Raw genomic sequence first — 21111 nt, forward strand, 5'->3', positions numbered from 1 at the left:
ATTTCATAAATAAAATTTAAATAAACGGCTTACTTCATGTTTTACTTGAAGTAAACATTTTAAATAAGCTTCTTGGGGAAAAATTGTTAAATAATAAATCTTGCTTTTTACAGAATAATGAGTAATTAATTGATTGTTAATATTTTATAATGTTTACAATTGTATATTAAATAAATTATTTATGACTTACTTTTGTATTTTGCATTTGTAAATTATATCTTTACATTTGTAAAGTGATTTAAAGCTTATTTTTATGAGTCTAAATGAAAGAATTTCCAAGGTTATTGAATACTCAGGGTTAACACCGTCTGAATTTGCAGATGAGGTTGATGTGCAACGCTCTTCCATTTCACATATAACTTCCGGCAGGAATAAGCCGTCACTGGAATTCATTATAAAAATCAAATCCCGCTTTCCTGAGATTTTATGGGACTGGCTTGTAAACGGCGATGGAGAGATGTTAAAATCTGATCTTTCTGAAACTGTTAAAAAGACTGAAGAAACTTCAGAAAATTCAGAAGAGGAGAAGCTAAAGCCAACTTCTCTACCCGATCTTTTTACCATGATGAATGAGGACGAAGATTTTGGGATAGAGGAAAAAGAATTTGAAGCTCCAAAAATAAGTTCCCGAGAATCCGTTATACCGGACCAATATAAAGTAACGGAAAATATATCCGATTCTCAGCGATTAGAAAATAATCAGTCTGATGCCATTCGCCAAGTTGTTGGAAATCAAAATGGTAAGATAAAACGTATTGTTTTGTTCTATGAAAATGGAAAATTTGAAAGTTTTGAGCCATAAAAAAAACCTGATCGCATATTGATCAGGCCAAAAATATTTGAAGAAGAAAACTAAAGCTATTGCTTTATAAGTTTTGTAATTTTTGTAGCTTCACTACTTTTAATTTTAAGGATATAATTTCCTTTAGGTAAATCCGAAACATTATATTCTTCAGAAGCTTTTAAGTTTTTAATAATCTTCCCGGATATGTCTATAATTTCAACATTAGAAATCTTGATTTTTTCCGGATTATTAATTTTAAACATATCTTTCACAGGATTTGGATAGACCTGCACTCTGTTGTCATATTGCATTACCTCGCTTGTTCCTAAACCTGTAGTTGTGAAATTCACGATAAACGGCATATCCATTGGATAGTCTGTGGCGGTGGCTGGATTTCCGTCATCAATTAAAGAAGTCCAATTACCAGTAATCGCATCATTTTGCTTTGCATTCCAGCCAGGAAGCCCTCTTGTTCCTGCAATTGTAACTGGAGGTAAAAATCCGGCACTGGCTGTAACCACGTTCTGAAGCTGATACTTAACCCAATACGTTCCAGCCGTAAGTGAAACAGGTGTAGAAGCTGTAACTTTCCAGATTTTTCTGGTAGTTCCGGGTGTAGAAGCGGTAGGAACCTGAGTGTTGAAAACTCTGTACATATTGGAGTCTATGCTTGATAAGAACCTGTTGGTAGTATCATTTCCGAAAACACTTGCAGCTCCGGTTACGGAAGGATCAGAACTGAAAATATTCACCCTCACAGTGTTAAAAGGAGATGTAGTACCCGCATAACCCGTTTGATAAGCAAAAAAATCGATGGAGGTAATATTCCAGGTCTGCCCTGCCGGGATCGTAAAATCATCTGCAATAAAAAAGCTTGCAGTTGTGGAACTGTAAGTTCCTCCATATCCGGCATTTGTATTGGATTCCGTTGTATTTCCTGTGTTATTCTGAACTTCAGACCACGTGTAGCCTGCAGGTGCGGCAACTCCACTCTTGGAAGTGGCTCCAGTACTTAAACCTCCATTATTGTAGGTTTGTGCTAATGTAATGTTTGCTACCAAAGCAACAGCAGCAAGTAGAATTTTTTTCATGAGTATTTAGTTTTTTTTGTTAATTCAATCAAATATAATAATTTGAATTAATTTAGCAAATAAAAAGACTATTTTTTATTATTATATTAATATAATCGATAAATAAAATAATTTTCACCAATTTAACATACCACATTTTTAAAAGTAAAAGCCCCACAAATGTGAGGCTCGTTATTATTATGAAGAACTTTTTTAATTCTTTCTTCTTCTTTCCAATTCTTTTTTAATAAGACCAAGCTCACGCCCGGTTTGTCCTGCTACAGAAGTGTTTTCCTGGGCTCTTCTTGTAAGATAGGGCACTACATCTTTTACTGGGCCATACGGCAGGTATTTTGCTGCATTATAGCCTTTATCAGACAGATAGAACGTAATATTATCACTCATTCCGTAAAGCTGTCCGAAATATACATGAGGATTATCATTTTGCAGTCCTGCAGCTTTCATTTTGTCCATAACAAGCTCAGATGAAATTTCATTGTGGGTTCCGAAAAAAGCGGAAACTTTATCAAGATGATTCATTACAAAATCAATTCCTGCATTATAATTTTTATCTGAAGCATCTTTCGTTGGCTGGATAGGATCCGGATAGCCTTTTTCTGCGGCTCTTGCTCTTTCTTTTTCCATATAAGCACCACGAACAATCTTATAGCCAATGAAATACCCCTTTTCTTTAGCTCTCTGCAGATGCTCTTCCATATATTCCAGCCTGCCGGTTCTGTACATCTGGATGGTATTCCATACAATAGGTTTTTCCTGATTATATTTTTCCATCATTTCTTCACAAAGATGATCTGCTGCGTCCTGCATCCAGGTTTCTTCCGCATCTACCATTACTTTTTTATCATGCTCATGGCATAGTTTACATACTTCGTCAAATCTTTTTATCACTCTTTCCCATTCTTCTTTCTGGCTAGAAGTCAGTTCTGCATTTTTCCCTACAGCTTCATATAAATCGATTCTACCGAAAGCAGTAGGCTTAAAAACGATAAACGGAATTGCAGGATTTCCCACTGAAAATTTCACAATATCCTTAATTTCATTACAAACGGCATCAAATGTAGCCTCATCTTCCTTACCTTCAATAGAATAATCGAAGATACTTCCAACTCCGCTTTTGAAAAGCTGCTTCACCACTTTCATGCTTTCTTCACGCGTTTCGCCACCGCAAAACTGCTCAAATAAAGTATTTTTTACAATTCCGGTAACGAAAGGAAAATTATTATGAACCGAGAAATTGAGAACCGAAGTTCCAACTTTTGTAAGGGCCGGCTGCTCTATCATCTTGAACATCCAATACGCTTTCCTAAGCTGTGCATCAGATTTGTCTGCAAACGCGACTTTTGTATCGTTAAAAATGGGCATTACTTATATAAATTTAAGGTTTTGCGAAGATAAGAAAATGTAAGGTTTTTTCTAGAAAATTTTCTATAATTTCCCTTCCAGCCCGTTTAAAAGCATTGCGATGATTCCTACAAAAACCCAGAATCTTAAAATATTAAGTGTCACAAAATTACTTTTTCTGGAGTTGTTCAGAATCAGATAAATACAAAGAATCATTACAAATAATCCGCCTGCAAAATAATAAGCCATAAATCCTGAAATTCCGGTTCTTAGGATCAGCTTCATAGAAACAGCCATCGTGATAGCGAGCAAAGAAGTTATAATGATCTTGGTTTTTTTACTTTTAAAATAATTCGGGATGGTAATATAACCGAAAGCTTTATCAACACTTTTCGTTAATGTATCTTTCACAATATCAATACATAACAGAATTAAGAAAAGGAAAATTGCCATCAACAGCACTTTTTTGGAAAAAGTTTCATAATAGACCATCATCCCAAAGAATGGATATAAAGTAAGGCTTACAAATGTAAGGTTATTTAATATCAGAATTCGGCTTAATTTATGGCTGTAAAACCACATAAAAAACTGATAAACAAGAAAAAAAATCAATACACGGTAAGAAATCAGCCACGCAGTTCCTAAAGAAATAATTGAAAAAAATAAATAAACATATAAAAAATACCTTTGCTTGATAAAGCTCTGAATCCTCGTTCTGAAAGGCTTTACAATATGATCTTTTTCAAAATCATAAAATTGATTGATGATTCCTCCCGCCAGAATGGTAAGAACCGTACAAAAAATAATGCCGTGAACTTTAAAATCAAAAACAAATTTCCTGAAAGTTTCATCCTGATTAAAAAGGAAAAACGTAGAAACATACAATGCAAAAGTGAGCAGAATAGCAACAAAAAAGCGAGCCCCCAGAAGAAAGCCCACAAATTGTGAAAATCTGTAAAAAAAAGATTTTTGGATATAGTTTTTCTGTTGGAAATTTTCTTTTTCAGAATTCATTCCAACTTAATTAAAATCTGTAAATCACCTCTTTATGGAAGCCGTCAAGCATTTTTTCTGCTTTTGCATAGTCTTTGGTAAAGCCTAAAATATAGCCTCCTCCGCCACTTCCGCAAAGTTTTAGGTAATAGGCATTAGAATCAAGTCCTTTTTTCCAGACCTTAAACAAACTTTCCGGGATCATCGGACGGAAATGTTCGTAAGCCCAATGGGAAAGTTTTTTGAGATTTCTGAAGAATGGATTCATGTCTTTTTTTAAGAAAGAATCAATACATGCATTATTATAACGGATAAATTCTTCTTTCAGCGTTTTTCTGAAACCTTCTGTTTTCATTTTTTCAAAGAAAATCTGAATCATCGGTCCTGTTTCGCCCGTCATTCCTGAGTCAATTAAGAAAATGGCTCCTTTTCCGGCTTCACTTGCCGGGATAGCAACCTTGTCTACACTTTCTTTACTTTCAATAAGAATAGGAAGATTCATGTAGCAGATCAGAGGATCAATTCCTGAACTTTTACCGTGAAAATAGCTTTCCATTAAACCAAAAACCTTTCTAAGGCTTTTTAATTCATCTTTAGAAATATTTTCTGGTTCATGCCTGGAAATTGAATAACGCTCAAAAATAGCCGCTACCAAAGCGCCTGAGCTGCCCACTCCATATCCTTGTGGAATATTGCTGTCGAAAAATAATCCTTTTGATATTTCTTCCCTGAATTTTGATACATTAAGTTCAAAACCTTCCGGAAGCTCCAGATCTTGAAGGTAATCTGAGTATTTAATAAGATGATCATTAGACTTTTTTTCAAATTCGGAATCCAATGATGAAAACTTGAGGGTACCTTTATAAAAACTATAAGGTAATGTCAAACCTTGGGAATCTTCTATGATTCCGTATTCTCCAAACAAAAGAATTTTTGCGTAAAATAGTGGGTTTGTCATTTATTTAAATAAATTTTTTTGCAAATTTAAAAATTATTTCGCTGAATATAAGCAAAATTCAAGCCGAATTCCGGAATAATTTTACAGCAGAATAATTTTCACTTTTAACAATGTTAAAAAATCTGTGTTTACCGTATTAAAGATACTAAAAAAGCCTGAGATTCCCAGGCTTTTTTTAACATATATTTAAAACTTATTGCTTTATGAAATCAATTTTGATTATTTGTTGTCTTTAAGAATACTTATTTTCACAAACCTTATCATCAAAAGTCCGGCTCCGAAGAAGATCGTCATAGATAATGCAGCGATTCTCATATTGTTAAAATGTTCGATTAACGTAGCAAAAATGAACGTCCCTATGATAATGGCAATCTTTTCCAAAACATCATAAAAACTGAAAAAAGTAGTATTTTCCATGGAATCTTCCGGTAAAAGTTTGGAATAAGTAGACCTCGACATCGCCTGAAGACCTCCCATTACCAGTCCTACTACTGCCGCCACACCATAAAACTGATATTCTACGGTAGGATTCTCTTTGTTTAAGAAATACGCCCAGATACACGCTACAATCCATAAAACAATAGCAATGGAAATTACATTTTTATTCCCGATTCTTTTGGAGAGTTTTGAGAAGATTACAGCCCCGATAATAGCCTCAATCTGTATTACCAGAAGTGTTCCTATTAATTTATCCTGAGCAAGATTGATCTCACTCTTTCCGAATAAAGTAGCCATCAGGAAAATGGTCTGCATCCCCACACTGTAAAAGAAGAAACTGGACAGGAAAAACTTAAGGTTTTTGTCCTTAAACAGTTCATTTCCTACTTTAAATAATTCATGGAAGCTTTCTTTCGCGATATCTTTATAAAAGCTTAGATTATCTTTTAAAACCTCGAAAAAACCGCCCTGCTCTTCATGTCTTTTGAAGATGTTCTTATAATTTAATAATACCAAATCTTTTGGAAGTTTTTCTTTTACATCCCCAAACTGAGGGAGGTGTTTAAAGGTATATTGTGAAAAGCCAAACCACCATGCTCCGGTAAGTAAAAAGCTTATTCTCGTAAATAAAAGCTGCTGTGCCGCCCCTTTTGCAAATACCTGAATTAATAATAAACAAATTACCACTAAAACTACAGAACCAATATATCCGTAAACATATCCTCTTGCAGAAAGTGCATCCTGCTTATCACGCGTCGCAATATCCGGTAAAAATGAGTTATAAAACACCAAGCTGCCCCAGAACCCGACACTGGCCGTAATGCTAAATAAAAGGCCCAGAAAAACATTGTGCATTCCCGTAAACATGGCCAATCCCATACACGAAGTAGCTCCCAAGTAGCAGAAAAACTGCAGGAAAGATTTTTTGTTTCCAATAGTATCCGCAAGAGAAGATAAAAAGGGAGACAATAAAACCACTATAAAAAAGGAGATCGTTAAAGAATATCCGTAAACCGCATCGGGCTGGTATTCTTTTCCGAAAATCTTAATCATGTGACGTACAGGAACATCTATCCAGGATTTTGTTTCCGCGACATATTCCTTCTTTTCGTAGGCCGTTGTAAGAATGGAATAATAAATCGGGAAAATGGTAGATGTAATTACCAGAGAATATACAGAATTTGCCCAGTCATAAACCGCCCAGGCTTTCATGATCTTTGGATTGTTCTTTATATTTTGAGGTTGTTGATTCTCAATTTCAGACATTTCAAATAAATATTAGTAGCACAAAAATAAAAAAACCATTGAATATTCGGCTGTTTTTATTTTCTTTCGATGAAATTTTATTGTTTTGTTAATTTTAAAATCTTTTTAAGACAAGAGGCGGCTTGAATCAAACCTGTTAGGTTTCTAGCGTGAAAATTACTAAAAAATCCGAAAGCAGAACTTCCGGATTTTGATATTTATTTAAAAAATATTATTGCATATTTTCAATAACAATGGCTGAAGCACCGCCACCACCGTTACAGATGGCTGCAGCTCCTAATTTTCCGTTATTTTGTTTCAAAACATTGATTAAAGTAACGATAATTCTCGAACCAGAACTTCCCAGCGGGTGGCCAATAGCCACTGCTCCACCGTTTACATTCACTTTAGAAGCGTCTAATCCTAAGATTTTATTATTTGCTAATCCTACAACAGAGAAAGCTTCATTAAACTCGAAGAAATCTATATCTGTAAGTTCCAATCCTGCTTTTTTAAGGGCGATCGGCAATGCTTTTGAAGGCGCTGTCGTGAAATCTTCCGGTGCCTGAGCAGCATCAGCATAAGAAATGATTTTTGCTAATGGCTTAAGCCCTAATTCTTCCATTTTTTCTTTAGAAACAAGGATCAACGCAGAAGCTCCGTCATTCAAGGTAGAAGCATTTGCTGCTGTTACCGTTCCTTCTTCTTTTTTGAAAACTGTAGGAAGAGTCGGGATTCTGTCGAAATTTACCGCTTTATATTCTTCATCTTCAGCGAAAACTACCGGATCCCCTTTTCTCTGAGGAATAGATACAGGAACAACTTCTTCAGCAAATTTCCCTTCACTCCAGGCTTTTGCGGCTCTTTTATAAGATTCAATAGCGAAATTATCCTGCTCTTCTCTTGAAATGCTGTAGTCAGTGGCACATTTCTCAGCACAAACTCCCATGTGAACTTTGTTGTAAACGTCTGTAAGACCGTCTAAAACCATTCCATCCTGCATTTTTATGTCACCTAATTTGGTAGCATTTCTTGCATTATAATAGTGAGGAACGGAAGACATATTTTCCATACCTCCAGCAACGATTACATCTGCATCACCAGCTTTAATAGCCTGTGCAGCCATCGTAACAGCCTTCATCCCTGAAGCACAAACTTTATTTACCGTAGTGGAAGGCGTTTCATTGGAAAGCCCCGCCCCCAAAGCTACCTGACGGGCCGGAGCCTGTCCTTCTCCCGCCTGTAAAACGTTCCCCATATAGATTTCCTGAACCAATTTCGGATCAAGACCGATTTTATCTAATGCTCCCTTTACGGCAACAGAACCCAACTTAGTCGCAGGAACCGTTGATAAACTTCCCATAAAACTTCCCATCGGAGTTCTTACTGCGGAAACTATGAATACTTCTTTCATGTTATACTTTAATTTTAATTTGAAAGCCTTCCGGCTTTACCTTATATTTCTATTTTTTGTTTTCTTTTGCTTTAACTAAAATCAAATCGTAGTTATCTCCTTTTACCTTTGTTTGTAATTTAATATAATTGTCTTGAGTGGCAACAATTTTATTTGTAAAAACGTCATCCACTTTTATACGGTCATTTCCTTTTACTTCAAGAACAATGGCTTTATAATTACAATCATCAAGGAAAATCATGTTTGATTTTACATAACCTTTACCATCATTGTAAAATTCCGTCTGCACATTATCCTTTACGGTCATATACCAAAGGTTTTTAGGATAATTGGTGCGTAAAAATGTCCCTTCTTTAATATTGCTGCATTTTGTAGGATTATCTACAGCCTTTTGTTGAGGAACTGTTTTCTTTTGAACAGTCTCTGTCTTTTTTTGAGCATTGAATTGGGAAGCTCCTAAAAATAATACCGCTACTGAAAATAGTTTAAAAAAGTTCATATCTGTGTTGATTTATTTATTGTTATTTTTTACAAAGATAATAATGAAAGCACCCAGAAATTCTACAATCCAGCCCCATTTCAGCTTTACAATTCCGGCCAGCTTTTCCTGCCATGATTTAAATGGTAAAAAGCTGAAGTACTGAAAAGCCTGAACCTTCACAGCAAATAAGGTAAAGATAAACAGCAGAACTAAAAGAATTCCAAAAATTTTTGCTGTTTTTGCACTGTTATTCACAATTCCGGTAAGAGCGCCTGCAGAAAAGATCCAGCAGGTAATGGCCAGATAATGGTCAAGCTTCCAGTAGTTCCAGTTTCCGATAACAGGAACATGAACCAATGGCAGGAAACTTCCTACAACCACTAATAATAAACCTAATAACTGAATATTTTTCATATTTCTAAAGTACCAAAATACAAAAAAAAACACACTTAAAATCAGTGTGTTTTAAAAATTGAATTTTATAGACAATCAATTATTTATATTAAAAAATCAATAATAATTTTAAAAATTTCGTAAGATATCATTAACATTATTACTAAATTAAAAATTGACATTTGCTATTTCGATACCTATCTGGAGTCCGTATTTCTTCTTCAGCATGGCATTATCATTGAAAGCGGGAGTAAAATCTTTTTGGATGAATAAATTGAGCCCTCCGTACCCGATTCCCAGCTTAGCACCGAAAATAAGATCATTTACTCCATGCATCAGCCTTTGGCGTTCTGTAATTCTTTTTGTAAACTCAGTAGAATACTTATTATATATCACACTTCCAGCTCTTACACCACCGTAAATACCTGCAATAATACTCAGCTGGCTTTTCCTGTTGTCTAAATATTTCACACCTTCATAGTCAGTATATTTAGGATTTAATACAAATCTGAGATCTACAGGAATGTAAATGTAAGTGTTATTCAGACGGGTATCGCGGAGATTTCCCCGGGTAAAATCTGTTACCTCCAGCTTGTTGTTTTCCTGAGTAAAAACTTTATTATATTTTGGTCTGAAGTTATCTGAGCGTACACCAAGTCCTATTTTATAAAAAACCGGACTTCTGAAGCCCCCCAACTGATATTCATAAGTAAAAGCAAAGCTATAGGAATTATAAACCGTAGTTCTTACATCAGAATCTTTGCTGTAAAACCTGAAAGGTTCATTTTTGGAAGTGAGGTTGGCACCAATAAAGCTGATGGTTAAATCCCGAACGGTAAGGTAATCTTTTGGAGTTTTTTTATCGGCATTAAGTTTCATTTTTACGCCGCCTAATCCCAGCTGCAATTGGTTTTTTCCTTTTTCTTTTATAGAATCATTTGCTCCCAGAACTGCATTTTTCACCATTACTTTTGTAGCATCTTCAAGCTCAGACTGCTGCCCGTCTACCTTTTCATTAATAATTTGCTCATATTTAGAAGCAATTTCGGATCTTTTTTGCTGTTTCTCTTGTGCAGTTATTTTTTTATCCTTAAAATTCCGGTCTACTTCATCCAGCTCAGCATTCATTTTTAATTTTTCTGAAACCACAATGCTGTCGATCCTTTTGGAATAGGTTTCCAGATGTGGATTTTCCTGTGCAAAAGTGTAGGAAAAAGCCATTACAGCGGTTATTAAAGTAATTTTCTTTTTCATATTTTAGATTTAAATTTTAGACAATATTTTACCTCTGTCCGTTTTCAGAACAGTCTTATTTACGTTAAAGAATTAAGATTTATTTTGAATCCAAAGAATCGGAAAACACCGTCATTCCAAGAATTTTGAAAGAATTGGGACTTTTAATTTTGATTTTATCCATATCCAAAACACCAAAGCTTCTGCCATGATTCCGGCTTTCTTCACGGGTCTTTTCGAACTCCCTTCCCAGCAGCAAATCGTCCGCTTTGATGTAGCTTGATCTTTTCTTTTCAGTTATTGCCGGTTTTTCAGTATGCTGAGTAATTACTTCCTGAATTTCAGGATTTTTATTAATTTCAGCTACTTTTTCCTCTTCATTCATAATTAACTGATTAATAGTTACCTGCAAAGGATGATATTGGATTATTTCTATTTTCCTCTCCCGCTTTTCTTCACTGATTTCGGTGGAAGAAATTGTATTATTTTCGGGCTGATTTATATTTGAATTAATAATTTCTATTTTCCGGACAGTTTTCTTTATATTTTTAATTGCGCCTGTTTTGTTTACTGCAATTGCATTTTTTTTATCAAAATTTTCATTTGAACTAAAATAAAAAACAGCTCCAAAAGAAATTAACAGCAATACGACCGCAGCATATTTCATCCACTCAAAAGACTTTTTAGAGCTCAAAACAGGCTTATTATTAAGCTCAAGCTCCATTCTGTCCCACAGATCGGCGGAGGGCTTTATTTCAAGCTTATCATAATCAGATTTTAACTGATTCAGTATTTCTTTTTTCATTTTCTTTCGTTTTTAAATAGTCCGCGATCCATTTTTTAGCTTTACTGAGCTGGCTTTTACTCGTGCCTTCAGAAATGTTAAGAATTTCCGCAATTTCCTGATGCTTTTTCTCTTCAAATACATACAGATTAAAAATCAACCTATAGCCAATCGGCATTTGAGAAAAAATTTCTTCGATATTAACCTCATCAAAATTCGCATTAAAATCATCATCTGAATAATCTGCAATTTCCACATCCACATACAGCAGGTTTTTATTCTTCCGGATAAAGTTTATCGCATCGTTCACCACTATTTTTCTGAGCCAGAAAGGAAAGCTTTTCCACTCCCTGCATTCATCAATCTTTGTGAAACATTTCATGAATGAATTCATTAAAATATCTTCCGCATCCTGAAGATTGTTTGTATAAGAATTTGCAATCGCGAGCATTTTTGCCGAAAACATATCGTAAAGAGCCTTTTGCCCTTTCCGATCCTGCCTTTTTGCTAATTTAAAATACTCTTCTAAATGCCTCATGTATCAGTTTCTATCTATAAGACGGAATAATTTTCAAATGGTTGCCTGGAAAACAAAAAAATTGCACTTTTTTTTGAAAGTGCAATTTAATATTTTAAAAATCATTAAATAATATTAATGTTTTACATCCGAAACTTCGTTAGGGTCATGCTTATGCTGAAACAGAATAGCAAAAAGTACAGCCAGAACCAAAGCATAGGCTGCAAAAGAAAGCCAGATATTCGGCCAGTCTTTTACCATTACAATGGATGAAAGCGTTCCGTCTGGATTTACCGCAGCATTGAAACTCTTTTTAAGAATTTTCAAAAATATAGGATTATCTGGCGTAGTTTCAAGATATGTAGATAAGGATGAAGCTGTTGTAAACTGATGCGTGAAGAATTTATCAATTGCCCAACCTGCAATATAACTACCGAAAACCGCTCCGAAACCGTTCGTCATCATCATAAATAAGCCCTGAGCTGAAGAACGAATCTTCTTATCTGTAGTAGTTTCCACAAAAAGAGACCCGGAAATATTGAAGAAATCGAATGCCATTCCGTAAACGATACAAGACAGGATAATAAGGCTTAATCCCCAACCATCCGGAACTCCATAGGCAAAAAATCCGAACCTTAATACCCAGGCCAGCATGGATATCAACATTACTTTTTTAATCCCAAACTTCTTTAAAAAGAATGGAATGGCCAAGATGAATAATGTCTCGGAAACCTGTGAGATAGACATGATTATTGTAGATCTCTGCACCACAAAAGAATCTGCGTATTTAGGAAAATGCTCAAATTCGCTTAAGAAAACATCTCCGTATGCATTCGTAAGCTGTAAAGCCGCACCCAGCAACATTGAGAATAAGAAAAATAAGGCAGTCTTATAACTTTTAAAAAGTTTAAAAGCATTTAAGCCCAATTGCTCAGATAAAGGAGCCTGTTTATCAATTAATTTTTGCGGAGGGCATTTTGGCAGCGTCAAAGCATAAATACCCAAGAAAACAGCCATTGCTCCTGCAATATAAAACTGCCCTTCCGTGGCCTTGCTACCTGTAAGATTGGTAATCCACATGGCTACAATAAAACCTACCGTTCCCCAAACACGAATCGGAGGAAAATCTTTTATCACATCCAGATTGCTGTTTTTAAGAATGGTATAAGAAATAGAATTACACAGGGCAATAGTAGGCATGTAACAGCACATGGCAATGAGCATTACATAAAAGAAGGAATTAGGATCTGCGGAATTCGGTAAAACAAAAAGTACGATTCCGTAAAGAATATGCAAAACCGCAAAAATCCTTTCAGCATTCACCCATCGGTCCGCAATAATTCCCGTAATGGTCGGCATAAAAATGGAAGCAATCCCCATTGTTCCAAAAACAGCACCAAACTGTGCACTGTCCCAGTGTTTTGTCCCGAACCAAAAATTAGCCATCGTAATCAGCCATGCTCCCCAGACGAAAAACTGGAGAAAACTGAGGATGGTAAGTCGTAATTTTAAATTCATAGTTATTATTAAATATCTCTACTTTAATCAATTCTTTTTTTCCTTCTTTTGATTTCCTCCTGAATCTCCAGAGCAGTGTCGTAATCTTCTTCTTTTACGGCTTCTTCAAGTAATTTCTGAAGCTCTTCCATAGAAACAGATTTCAGATTATCTTCTGCAGGAACAGATTCTGAAAACGGCTCTTCCTCTTTTGAAACATCTTCCAGCTCTAGTAAGATCCCTGCTTCATTCAGTACCTGCTGGGTAGTGAAAATAGGTGCATCAAATCTTACTGCCATAGCGACAGCATCTGAAGTTCTTGCATCAAGAATCAGCTCTTCGTCGTTACTTTTATTTTTAAAATTGATATTAGAAAAGAAAACGCCGTCTACAATCTGATAGATGATCACAGAGACCAGCTCATAATTGGCAGAAACTATAAATTTTGTGAATAAATCGTGGGTAAGAGGACGGGGCGGATGAATATCTTTCTCAAGCCCCAGAGAAATGGATTGAGCCTCGAAGTTTCCTATAACAACAGGCAATTTAATATGTGTCTCTTCATGTTCCAATAATAATGCGTACGCTCCTGATTGTGTTTGGCTGTACGATATCCCTCGAATGATTAGCTGTTTATAATCCATAGCTACAAATATAGATTAAATTTTTGTTGTGTTTTCACTTTTTTAGACAAAAATAAAAGCCCGAAATGGGGCTTTTATATGTGAATTGTATGATTTGTGAATTGTGAATATATTTCATAAGTGATTTTTGCTTTGCAAGTGAATTTTTAGATAAATTAATTAACAAGCGAAGCGGATTAACCATTCACAATTTACTTTTCTTATCCTTTAATTGCTTTGATTTTCTCTGTAAGCGCAGGAATAATCTGGAAAGCATCTCCTACTACCCCATAATCTGCAGACTTGAAGAATGGAGATTCCGGGTCATTATTGATCACAACAATCGTTTTAGAAGAGTTTACCCCAGCCAGATGCTGAATAGCTCCGGAAATACCTACCGCGATGTAAAGGTTTGGTGAAATTGCTTTACCAGTCTGCCCTACGTGCTCTGTGTGAGGTCTCCATCCTATATCCGAAACCGGCTTAGAACAAGCTGTTGCAGCGCCTAATACGTTTGCCAGCTCTTCGATCATACCCCAGTTTTCAGGACCTTTCATCCCTCTTCCTGCAGAAACTACAATCTCAGCCTCTTTTAAATCTAATTTTCCTGAGCTTTGCTCATGAGAAATCACCTTAGTATCTTCATTGGCCACAGATAGATTTTTCACTTCTTCTGAACCTGAAACCGTATTTTCTTTAACACCGAAAGCATTTTGAGAAACTGTGATGATCACGCCGTTTCCTTCTGCTTTTGCAAGCATAAAACCTTTTCCGGAGAACGCTTTTCTTTTGATCTGAATCGGAGAAAGGCTTTCCGGTGCCGCCAATACATTGGTGATTAATGAATAGTTTTTCATTACTGCCAACATGGGAGCAATGGATGAAGCGTCTGTAGTGTGAGGGAAAACGATGATGTTTCCGTCTGCCACTTCATTTACAGCCTGAGCGAATGCCTTAGCCGAGAAATTTTTAAGACCTTCATCTTTAATATTGATTACATTGGATGCTCCATATTTATATAATAAATCTGAAGAATCTGTAGGGTTTACCGCAATTGCAGTTACTGTTTCACCAGCCTGATCTGCCACAGCTTTAGCATAAGAAACTGCTTCAAAAGCCGCTTTTTTGTAAACTCCGTTTATATTTTCTGCGTATACGAATACTGCCATTTGTTTTAAATTTAAAAATTAAAAGATTTAATGATTAAAAGATTAAAGTGGATTTAGATGTCGGATTAAACTTCCGTTTTCTGACCTCCAACTCCAGCTTTTAAATTACTTTTGCTTCTTCGTGAAGTAATCTTACCAATTCATCCAGATTATCAGGAGAAACTAGCTTAACAGCTGCTCTTGGAGGTACACTGTCGTAAGAAACTCCCTGAACTTTCACTTCAGAAGATGAAGGTTCTACTACCTGCAAAGGTTTTGTTCTTGCAGACATAATCCCTCTCATATTTGGAATAATAAGATCTTTTTCGTCCACCAACCCTTTCTGACCAGCGATTACAGCAGGTAATTTTACAGAAATGGTTTCTTTACCACCTTCAATTTCTCTTACCGCAGTAGCCTCGCTTCCATTCACGTCAAGACCTACGGATGCGTTTACGAAAGGCTGGTTCAGCAGCTGAGCCACCATTCCCGGAACAGATCCTCCATTATAATCGATAGATTCTTTACCACAAAGTATTAAATCATATCCTCCGTTTTGAGCCACAGCAGCAATTTCTTTTGCTGTAGAATAGCTGTCTTTCGGGTCAAGATTTACTCTTACCGCGTCATTTGCTCCTATTGCCAATGCTTTTCTGATCACAGGCTCTGTTACAGCATCACCTACATTGATTACCGTTACAGTAGCACCCTGAGATTCCTGAAGTTTAATCGCTTTTGTTAACGCAAATTCATCTAACGGGTTGATTACCCACTGAATTCCGTTTTTGTCGAAAGCAGATTTATCTGCCGTAAAGTTAATTTTGGAAGTAGTATCCGGAACACTACTGATACAAACTAATATTTTCATATGTTGTTCTTATTGTTTTAATGGTCATACGCAACCTTTCGGTTACATGTGTACTATTTATTATTCGTTTTGTATAAAATTAGGGTTATTTTATACGGAGATTTTGTTTAATTAATTTTTGCTAATATAATTAAAAAATATATTATGCATGCATAATACTTATTAATTTACTATTCAGCGCATTAGATGTGTTTATTTGCCTGGTTGTGATGCCCTAAACTCAATCTTGCTTGGTAAAACACGGGGATTCATTTTTAAAATATCCAAAACGAGATTCCCCATATCCTCCGGCTGAATCTTCCATGCGTCTTTTTCCGAAGGTATATTTCCGTTGAAGTTTGTCGCTACCGAACCCGGCATGATCACAGTGGACTTAATATTATATTTTCTCAGGTCAATCATAGCGGCCTGAGTGAAGACTACTACCCCGAATTTTGATGCATTGTATCCTGTCCCGTTTTCAAAGAAATTGGCTCCTGCAAGGCTTGAAATGGTGATATAATACCCTTCCGTCTTTTTTAATTCTTCTACTGAGGCTTTTAAAGTATAGAAAACGCCGGTTAAATTAGTTTCAATCATATCATTCCACTCTTCGGCTGAAAGCTGATCTACAGGTTTGAAAATCCCCAGACCTGCATTAGCAATTACAAAATCCAGCCTCCCGAATTTCTGGATGATGTACTTTACGGCTTCTTCTTCGCTTTCCAGGCTTCTTACATCAGAAACAATTCCCAGTACATTTTGAGAATACTGCTTTAATTCCTGTTCAGCTTTTTCCACATCATCTCTTTTTCTTCCCGAAAATGCTACCGAAATATTATTTTGAAGTAAAATTTTCGCAATTCCGAATCCTATTCCTTTTGTTCCTCCTGTAATATAGGCAACTTTATTATCAATCATAGCTTTAGAATTAAAGCTTTAAAGATAACAAAAAGCCCTGTTATATTTTTTATTTATAAGCTAAGATTTATCATTCCGGACAATAAAAAAAGCGTTCCCAAAAAAGAGAACGCTAAAAAAATTTAAATTTAACTTGCTGATGATATTGAATATTAAAAAATAATTCAACAAACTGGGATAACAAATTTCTTACTAAATCTAATTAAATCAAAAATTAATTGATGAAAAAACATTTTAAACCTTAAAATATGCTTATAATTAAACTTTTAACAATAATTTTTAACCTATATCGCAAATTTTATTTATGTTTTACATAGCCTGATTTTCAATTAATCATTTAATAAGAAATAAGCACTCCCAAATGGGAGCGCCTAAAAAATATTAATCCAGTATATTTTTATTTTATTATTTCTTTATAAACTTAGTGGAAGTCTTGCCTTCTTTTGTATTTACATTCAAAATATAATTACCCGGCTTAAGATTTCTTACGTTTACATTTTTCCCCTGCTGATTGTCTAGTTTTCTTCCGGAAAGATCATAAATTTCTGTACTAATGACATCTGATTTTGATTTCACCGTCAAGGATTCTGTAGCAGGATTAGGATAAATACCAACCTGTTCTTTTGTAAGCGTTTCAGCAGTTCCTAATACAGTAGGAGCCATTACTTTTACGTCATCTAAGAGTACAATTACGGCTGTACTGTTAAAATGCCTAAAATAAAGTTTAATGTTTTGTCCCTGATAAGCAGTAAGGCTAATTGTTTTAGCTAGTGCAGTATCATCTGTAGCAGTTGTTTCTTCAAGTATCGGAGTTTCAGTTCCTGTGAAAGTACTTGTTGAGGGAAGTGCATATACTGCATAGTGAGCGTTACCAGGAGACATACTTCCTCCTGTAAATGTTCCTATTTTAAATGATAAAACGGATGCCCCGCCTGATGGCAAGCTGATAGCAGGAGAAATAAGCAAGTCCGCAGGATTTGAGGAATCTAAAAAAGATACAGCCACCTGACCCGAAAATCCCATAGATAGAGTAAGATCATTTGCATTAGTCATGCTAGTATACCATTTCTGATCTGTATCAGGAGATGACCATCCAGCTGGCAGGCTTTGATCATCTGCTGCTATAGTAAATGTTTCGTTTAAAAGTGTAGTCTGAGCATTCATGTTAACAGCTGCAGCTGCTAATGCTCCCAAAAGTAAAAATGATTTCATCATAATGTATTGATTAAAAGATTAAGTAAATTAATAATTCATAAAAAACAGAAAATAAAAGTCTTTGACTTTAATAAATTCCTACTTCTATTATTTAATTCGCAATGCAAATTTATTTTAGGACAATGTAAAAACAAATTTTTAATTCAAAAAAAAGTGACATTATTGTAAATCCGTTATTATACAAAAAATATGTAGTTTTTTTTTAACCTTTCCTTTTTCTTTTAATTGAAAAAATAAATAAAAAGCGCTCTATTTTTTGGAGCGCTTTTCATAGGATTGTCTATTTTTTAATGATTTTCCAAAGGTTTTACCTTGCTTAGTATTTATATTCAGAATATAGTTTCCGGACTGCAAGCTTCTAATATTTACTGTATTACCTTTTTGCTGGCTTCCTACCTTTCTTCCATTATATCATAAATTTCGATACTTATTATTTCAGATGCCGTTTTTTAATTCAAGAAAAAGGAGAATTTTTTTGAATCTTCAGTTTTCACAAAATAGTGTAGGCTTATTTTAACCCTTTCATTTTATTTTATTTTAATTAAAAAATAAACAGAGCAGTCTGTATCCTAATTGTTTACAATTCCATATCTTTTAAAAGAACTTTTATTTAATCAGATTTATGGAATTAAATACTTTGGAAAATAGTATATAAAAAAAACGCCCCGGTTGGAGCGTTTAAATTATTGTAAAATGATATATTTATTTCTTAATGAATTTTTCCGAATAATTTCTTCCTTCAGTCAATACATTTAATAAATAAGAACCGACAGGAAGATCACGTACGTCTACTTTATCTCCTTTCAGCTCAGCATTCATTTTTCTTCCTGAGATATCAAATACTTCAATACCTTTGATTTTAGAAGAAGATTTAATGTTGATAACTTCTGTTGTAGGGTTTGGATAGATCGTGATTTCTTTATTTGTTAATTCTACATTTTCTTGAACAGCTAATACAGTCTCATTGTTTATCGCTATTCTGTCAATATATGCACTTCCTGAGAAATTATCATGAACAAAACGTAATTCAGTGAATGGATAATTTTGGAAGAAATTCCCTGTGTATATCTGGGTTCCATTTAGATAATAAGTTAATCCCGTTGCTGAACCTACGATTTTAACTCTGTACCACGTATTTGGACTCCAAGTCCCGGTAGTAGTGGCAAAATTAGATGTAGCTCCTGTAGTTTGTGCAGCTAAAATAGTACCCGTTTCTGTAAATCTAAGACGTATCACATACACCCCTCCGGTAGGACCTGTTCCTACAGTTTGGAATTCATAAAGGGAAGAATTGGCAGTCTGCTCCGTGATTTTAATATCAAAAGATAAAGTAAAATTATTATACGGAATTGAAGAGCCTATTTGCTTAAACGCTCCTACAATTGGATTAGCCTGGCCTGGAAAAGCTGTCTCCCTCGTTATTTTAAGAGATCGTGTTCCACCCACTGCCTGTTCTGTAGACACCACTTGGTTTGCAATATTAGGCTGGCCTGTCGCAGTTCCTGTTGTTGTCCATCCTTGCTGCCCGTCAATATTCGCAGCTGTATATCCCTCGCTTGTCTCAAAAGAAATTAGCTGTTGAGAAAAGGCTAATTGAGACAATCCCAATAAAATAGAAAATAAAACTTTTTTCATAAAATTTAATTATTATAATGATATAAATATAATAAAGTTTTAGATTACTAAAAAATTTTAACCATTAAAAAAGTCCTCAAGAAAAAAATTCTTAAGGACTTTATATAATTTGAATATTTTTTTACATTAATTTACTGTAATTCTCAAAAAACAAAGGTATACTCTCAATCCCTTTATAGAAATTGAATAATCCGTAATGTTCATTCGGTGAGTGAATAGCGTCAGAATCTAACCCGAACCCTATTAAAACAGATTTCGCCCCCAAAACTTGCTCAAACATGGCTGTAATAGGAATGCTTCCACCGCCTCTGTACGGAAGAACCTCCTTCCCGAATGCTGTTTCCATTGCTTTTTTTGCAGCCAGAAACTCTTTTGTATCCGTTGGCAAAACATAAGGCATACCTCCATGGTGAGGCGTAACTTTTACTTTTACATTCTGTGGAGCAATTTTCTTAAAATAGGCTGTGAATTTCTCAGTAATTTCCTCAGGAGTCTGATATGGAACCAGACGCATAGAAATTTTAGCAAAAGCTTTTGAAGGAATTACCGTTTTTGCGCCTTCCCCTGTATATCCACCCCAGATTCCGTTACAGTCAAGAGTTGGACGAATAGATGTTCTTTCAAGAGTCGTATAGCCTTCTTCACCTTCCACTCCACTCAGCCCGATTGATTTTTTAAATTCTTCAGGATTGTCCTTTAGCTTGTTCATTTCAGCTCTTTCTTCGTCTGAAACATCTTCTACATTGTCATAGAAACCATCAATAGTGATCTGCCCGTCTTCATCAATAAGCTTGGCGATCATTCTTGAAAGTACGTGGATCGGGTTTGGAACAGCTCCTCCGTAAAGCCCGGAATGCAAGTCTCTGTTTGGGCCCTCCACCTCTACTTCCACATAGCTTAAGCCTCTCAAACCTGTTGTAACAGTAGGCTGCTCATTGCTGTAAATATGAGTATCTGAAATTAAAATGCAATCGCAAGATAATTTTTCTTTATTTTCATTAACAAAATCCCCAAGGCTCACGGAACCTACCTCTTCTTCTCCTTCCAGAATAAATTTTACATTACAAGGCAGGGAATTCGTTTTCATCATTGCTTCAAATGCCTTCAAATGCATAAAAAACTGTCCTTTATCATCTGCAGAACCTCTTGCAAAGATAGCTCCGTCCGGATGAAGCTCAGTTTTTTCAATATAAGGCTCGAAAGGAGGTTTTGTCCATAATTCCAAAGGATCGGCAGGCTGAACATCATAATGGCCATATACCAATACCGTCGGCAGGCTTTTATCTAAAAACTTTTCCCCGAAAACAATAGGATATCCTTTTGTCTGGCAGATTTCCACATTATCAGCTCCTGCATTTTTAAGGAAGCCCGCTACCACATCCGCACACTTCAATACGTCATCTTTATAGGCCGGATCGGCAGAAATAGAAGGAATTCTCAATAATTCGAATAATTCATCCACGAAACGCTGTTTGTTTTCGTTAATGTAGTTTAATGTCTCTTGCATTATAAATTTTGTTTCGTTAAAAGTAAAAAAAATGACCTGCAGGAAC

The 21111-nt window shown here is 35.3% G+C and carries 20 protein-coding genes; 1 reads left to right on the plus strand and 19 read right to left on the minus strand.

Annotated features, from left to right (window positions below):
- Positions 1-253: 253 nt before the first annotated feature.
- Positions 254-802, plus strand: a complete 549-nt coding sequence (locus H560_RS0119650; RefSeq protein ID WP_027381553.1) for a helix-turn-helix transcriptional regulator — start codon at positions 254-256, stop codon at positions 800-802.
- Positions 803-858: 56 nt separating this feature from the next.
- Here H560_RS0119650 and H560_RS0119655 read toward each other — a convergent pair whose 3' ends face one another.
- The 19 genes from H560_RS0119655 to H560_RS0119750 form a co-directional block, all read right to left on the minus strand.
- Positions 859-1875 carry a T9SS type A sorting domain-containing protein gene (locus tag H560_RS0119655; protein WP_027381554.1) on the minus strand — a complete coding sequence of 339 codons (1017 nt, stop codon included), beginning with the start codon at positions 1873-1875 and terminating at the stop codon, positions 859-861.
- Positions 1876-2067: 192 nt separating this feature from the next.
- A complete protein-coding gene (locus H560_RS0119660; protein WP_027381555.1) occupies positions 2068-3237 on the minus strand; it encodes a proline dehydrogenase family protein in 1170 nt (389 codons plus the stop codon).
- A gap of 63 nt (positions 3238-3300) precedes the next feature.
- Positions 3301-4230 (minus strand): UbiA family prenyltransferase, encoded by a 930-nt coding sequence (locus H560_RS0119665; protein ID WP_027381556.1) that lies wholly within the window; start codon positions 4228-4230, stop codon positions 3301-3303.
- 10 nt (positions 4231-4240) lie between these two features.
- A complete protein-coding gene (locus H560_RS0119670; RefSeq protein ID WP_027381557.1) occupies positions 4241-5167 on the minus strand; it encodes a mevalonate kinase family protein in 927 nt (308 codons plus the stop codon).
- A gap of 219 nt (positions 5168-5386) precedes the next feature.
- Entirely contained in the window at positions 5387-6871 is a 1485-nt protein-coding gene (locus H560_RS0119675; RefSeq protein ID WP_027381558.1) for an MFS transporter, read from the minus strand.
- Positions 6872-7082: 211 nt separating this feature from the next.
- Entirely contained in the window at positions 7083-8264 is a 1182-nt protein-coding gene (locus H560_RS0119680) for an acetyl-CoA C-acyltransferase (RefSeq protein ID WP_027381559.1), read from the minus strand.
- A gap of 49 nt (positions 8265-8313) precedes the next feature.
- Complete coding sequence (locus H560_RS0119685) at positions 8314-8763, minus strand: hypothetical protein (protein ID WP_027381560.1); 450 nt, start codon at positions 8761-8763, stop codon at positions 8314-8316.
- A gap of 12 nt (positions 8764-8775) precedes the next feature.
- Complete coding sequence (locus H560_RS0119690) at positions 8776-9159, minus strand: hypothetical protein (protein WP_027381561.1); 384 nt, start codon at positions 9157-9159, stop codon at positions 8776-8778.
- A gap of 147 nt (positions 9160-9306) precedes the next feature.
- Positions 9307-10392 carry a hypothetical protein gene (locus tag H560_RS0119695; RefSeq protein WP_051289406.1) on the minus strand — a complete coding sequence of 362 codons (1086 nt, stop codon included), beginning with the start codon at positions 10390-10392 and terminating at the stop codon, positions 9307-9309.
- 79 nt (positions 10393-10471) lie between these two features.
- Entirely contained in the window at positions 10472-11176 is a 705-nt protein-coding gene (locus tag H560_RS0119700) for a hypothetical protein (protein ID WP_027381563.1), read from the minus strand.
- Positions 11142-11693: an RNA polymerase sigma factor gene (locus tag H560_RS0119705; protein WP_027381564.1), complete on the minus strand. Its 552-nt coding sequence runs from the start codon at positions 11691-11693 to the stop codon at positions 11142-11144. Before H560_RS0119705 ends, H560_RS0119700 begins: the two co-directional genes overlap by 35 nt.
- A 114-nt stretch (positions 11694-11807) precedes the next feature.
- Positions 11808-13190: a nucleoside permease gene (locus H560_RS0119715; RefSeq protein ID WP_027381565.1), complete on the minus strand. Its 1383-nt coding sequence runs from the start codon at positions 13188-13190 to the stop codon at positions 11808-11810.
- Positions 13191-13213: 23 nt separating this feature from the next.
- Positions 13214-13813, minus strand: coding sequence for a bifunctional nuclease family protein (locus H560_RS0119720; RefSeq protein ID WP_027381566.1), 600 nt, complete (start codon positions 13811-13813; stop codon positions 13214-13216).
- 200 nt (positions 13814-14013) lie between these two features.
- The gene (locus tag H560_RS0119725) at positions 14014-14961 is read right to left on the minus strand and encodes an electron transfer flavoprotein subunit alpha/FixB family protein (RefSeq protein WP_027381567.1); all 948 of its coding nucleotides are present in this window, start codon (positions 14959-14961) and stop codon (positions 14014-14016) included.
- 100 nt (positions 14962-15061) lie between these two features.
- Positions 15062-15808, minus strand: a complete 747-nt coding sequence (locus H560_RS0119730; RefSeq protein ID WP_027381568.1) for an electron transfer flavoprotein subunit beta/FixA family protein — start codon at positions 15806-15808, stop codon at positions 15062-15064.
- A gap of 192 nt (positions 15809-16000) precedes the next feature.
- Positions 16001-16708: an SDR family oxidoreductase gene (locus H560_RS0119735; RefSeq protein ID WP_027381569.1), complete on the minus strand. Its 708-nt coding sequence runs from the start codon at positions 16706-16708 to the stop codon at positions 16001-16003.
- A 405-nt stretch (positions 16709-17113) separates the two neighbouring features.
- The gene (locus H560_RS0119740) at positions 17114-17923 is read right to left on the minus strand and encodes a T9SS-dependent choice-of-anchor J family protein (RefSeq protein ID WP_027381570.1); all 810 of its coding nucleotides are present in this window, start codon (positions 17921-17923) and stop codon (positions 17114-17116) included.
- Between the two features lie 702 nt (positions 17924-18625).
- Positions 18626-19558 (minus strand): T9SS type A sorting domain-containing protein, encoded by a 933-nt coding sequence (locus tag H560_RS0119745; RefSeq protein WP_027381571.1) that lies wholly within the window; start codon positions 19556-19558, stop codon positions 18626-18628.
- 121 nt (positions 19559-19679) lie between these two features.
- The gene (locus H560_RS0119750) at positions 19680-21065 is read right to left on the minus strand and encodes a dipeptidase (protein ID WP_027381572.1); all 1386 of its coding nucleotides are present in this window, start codon (positions 21063-21065) and stop codon (positions 19680-19682) included.
- Positions 21066-21111 lie beyond the last annotated feature (46 nt).

Source organism: Chryseobacterium daeguense DSM 19388, from assembly GCF_000430825.1.
GTDB lineage: Bacteria > Bacteroidota > Bacteroidia > Flavobacteriales > Weeksellaceae > Chryseobacterium > Chryseobacterium daeguense.

Excerpts from the sequence above, each read along its gene's own strand:
- H560_RS0119660 (WP_027381555.1), bottom strand. The coding sequence starts at position 3,237 with ATGCCCATTTTTAACGATACAAAAGTCGCGTTTGCAGACAAATCTGAT.
- H560_RS0119715 (WP_027381565.1), bottom strand. The coding sequence starts at position 13,190 with ATGAATTTAAAATTACGACTTACCATCCTCAGTTTTCTCCAGTTTTTC.
- H560_RS0119675 (WP_027381558.1), bottom strand. The coding sequence starts at position 6,871 with ATGTCTGAAATTGAGAATCAACAACCTCAAAATATAAAGAACAATCCA.
- H560_RS0119670 (WP_027381557.1), bottom strand. The coding sequence starts at position 5,167 with ATGACAAACCCACTATTTTACGCAAAAATTCTTTTGTTTGGAGAATAC.
- H560_RS0119655 (WP_027381554.1), bottom strand. The coding sequence starts at position 1,875 with ATGAAAAAAATTCTACTTGCTGCTGTTGCTTTGGTAGCAAACATTACA.
- H560_RS0119745 (WP_027381571.1), bottom strand. The coding sequence starts at position 19,558 with ATGAAAAAAGTTTTATTTTCTATTTTATTGGGATTGTCTCAATTAGCC.
- H560_RS0119700 (WP_027381563.1), bottom strand. The coding sequence starts at position 11,176 with ATGAAAAAAGAAATACTGAATCAGTTAAAATCTGATTATGATAAGCTT.
- H560_RS0119665 (WP_027381556.1), bottom strand. The coding sequence starts at position 4,230 with ATGAATTCTGAAAAAGAAAATTTCCAACAGAAAAACTATATCCAAAAA.
- H560_RS0119680 (WP_027381559.1), bottom strand. The coding sequence starts at position 8,264 with ATGAAAGAAGTATTCATAGTTTCCGCAGTAAGAACTCCGATGGGAAGT.
- H560_RS0119730 (WP_027381568.1), bottom strand. The coding sequence starts at position 15,808 with ATGAAAATATTAGTTTGTATCAGTAGTGTTCCGGATACTACTTCCAAA.
- H560_RS0119750 (WP_027381572.1), bottom strand. The coding sequence starts at position 21,065 with ATGCAAGAGACATTAAACTACATTAACGAAAACAAACAGCGTTTCGTG.
- H560_RS0119690 (WP_027381561.1), bottom strand. The coding sequence starts at position 9,159 with ATGAAAAATATTCAGTTATTAGGTTTATTATTAGTGGTTGTAGGAAGT.
- H560_RS0119650 (WP_027381553.1), top strand. The coding sequence starts at position 254 with ATGAGTCTAAATGAAAGAATTTCCAAGGTTATTGAATACTCAGGGTTA.
- H560_RS0119720 (WP_027381566.1), bottom strand. The coding sequence starts at position 13,813 with ATGGATTATAAACAGCTAATCATTCGAGGGATATCGTACAGCCAAACA.
- H560_RS0119685 (WP_027381560.1), bottom strand. The coding sequence starts at position 8,763 with ATGAACTTTTTTAAACTATTTTCAGTAGCGGTATTATTTTTAGGAGCT.
- H560_RS0119705 (WP_027381564.1), bottom strand. The coding sequence starts at position 11,693 with ATGAGGCATTTAGAAGAGTATTTTAAATTAGCAAAAAGGCAGGATCGG.
- H560_RS0119735 (WP_027381569.1), bottom strand. The coding sequence starts at position 16,708 with ATGATTGATAATAAAGTTGCCTATATTACAGGAGGAACAAAAGGAATA.
- H560_RS0119695 (WP_051289406.1), bottom strand. The coding sequence starts at position 10,392 with ATGAAAAAGAAAATTACTTTAATAACCGCTGTAATGGCTTTTTCCTAC.
- H560_RS0119740 (WP_027381570.1), bottom strand. The coding sequence starts at position 17,923 with ATGATGAAATCATTTTTACTTTTGGGAGCATTAGCAGCTGCAGCTGTT.
- H560_RS0119725 (WP_027381567.1), bottom strand. The coding sequence starts at position 14,961 with ATGGCAGTATTCGTATACGCAGAAAATATAAACGGAGTTTACAAAAAA.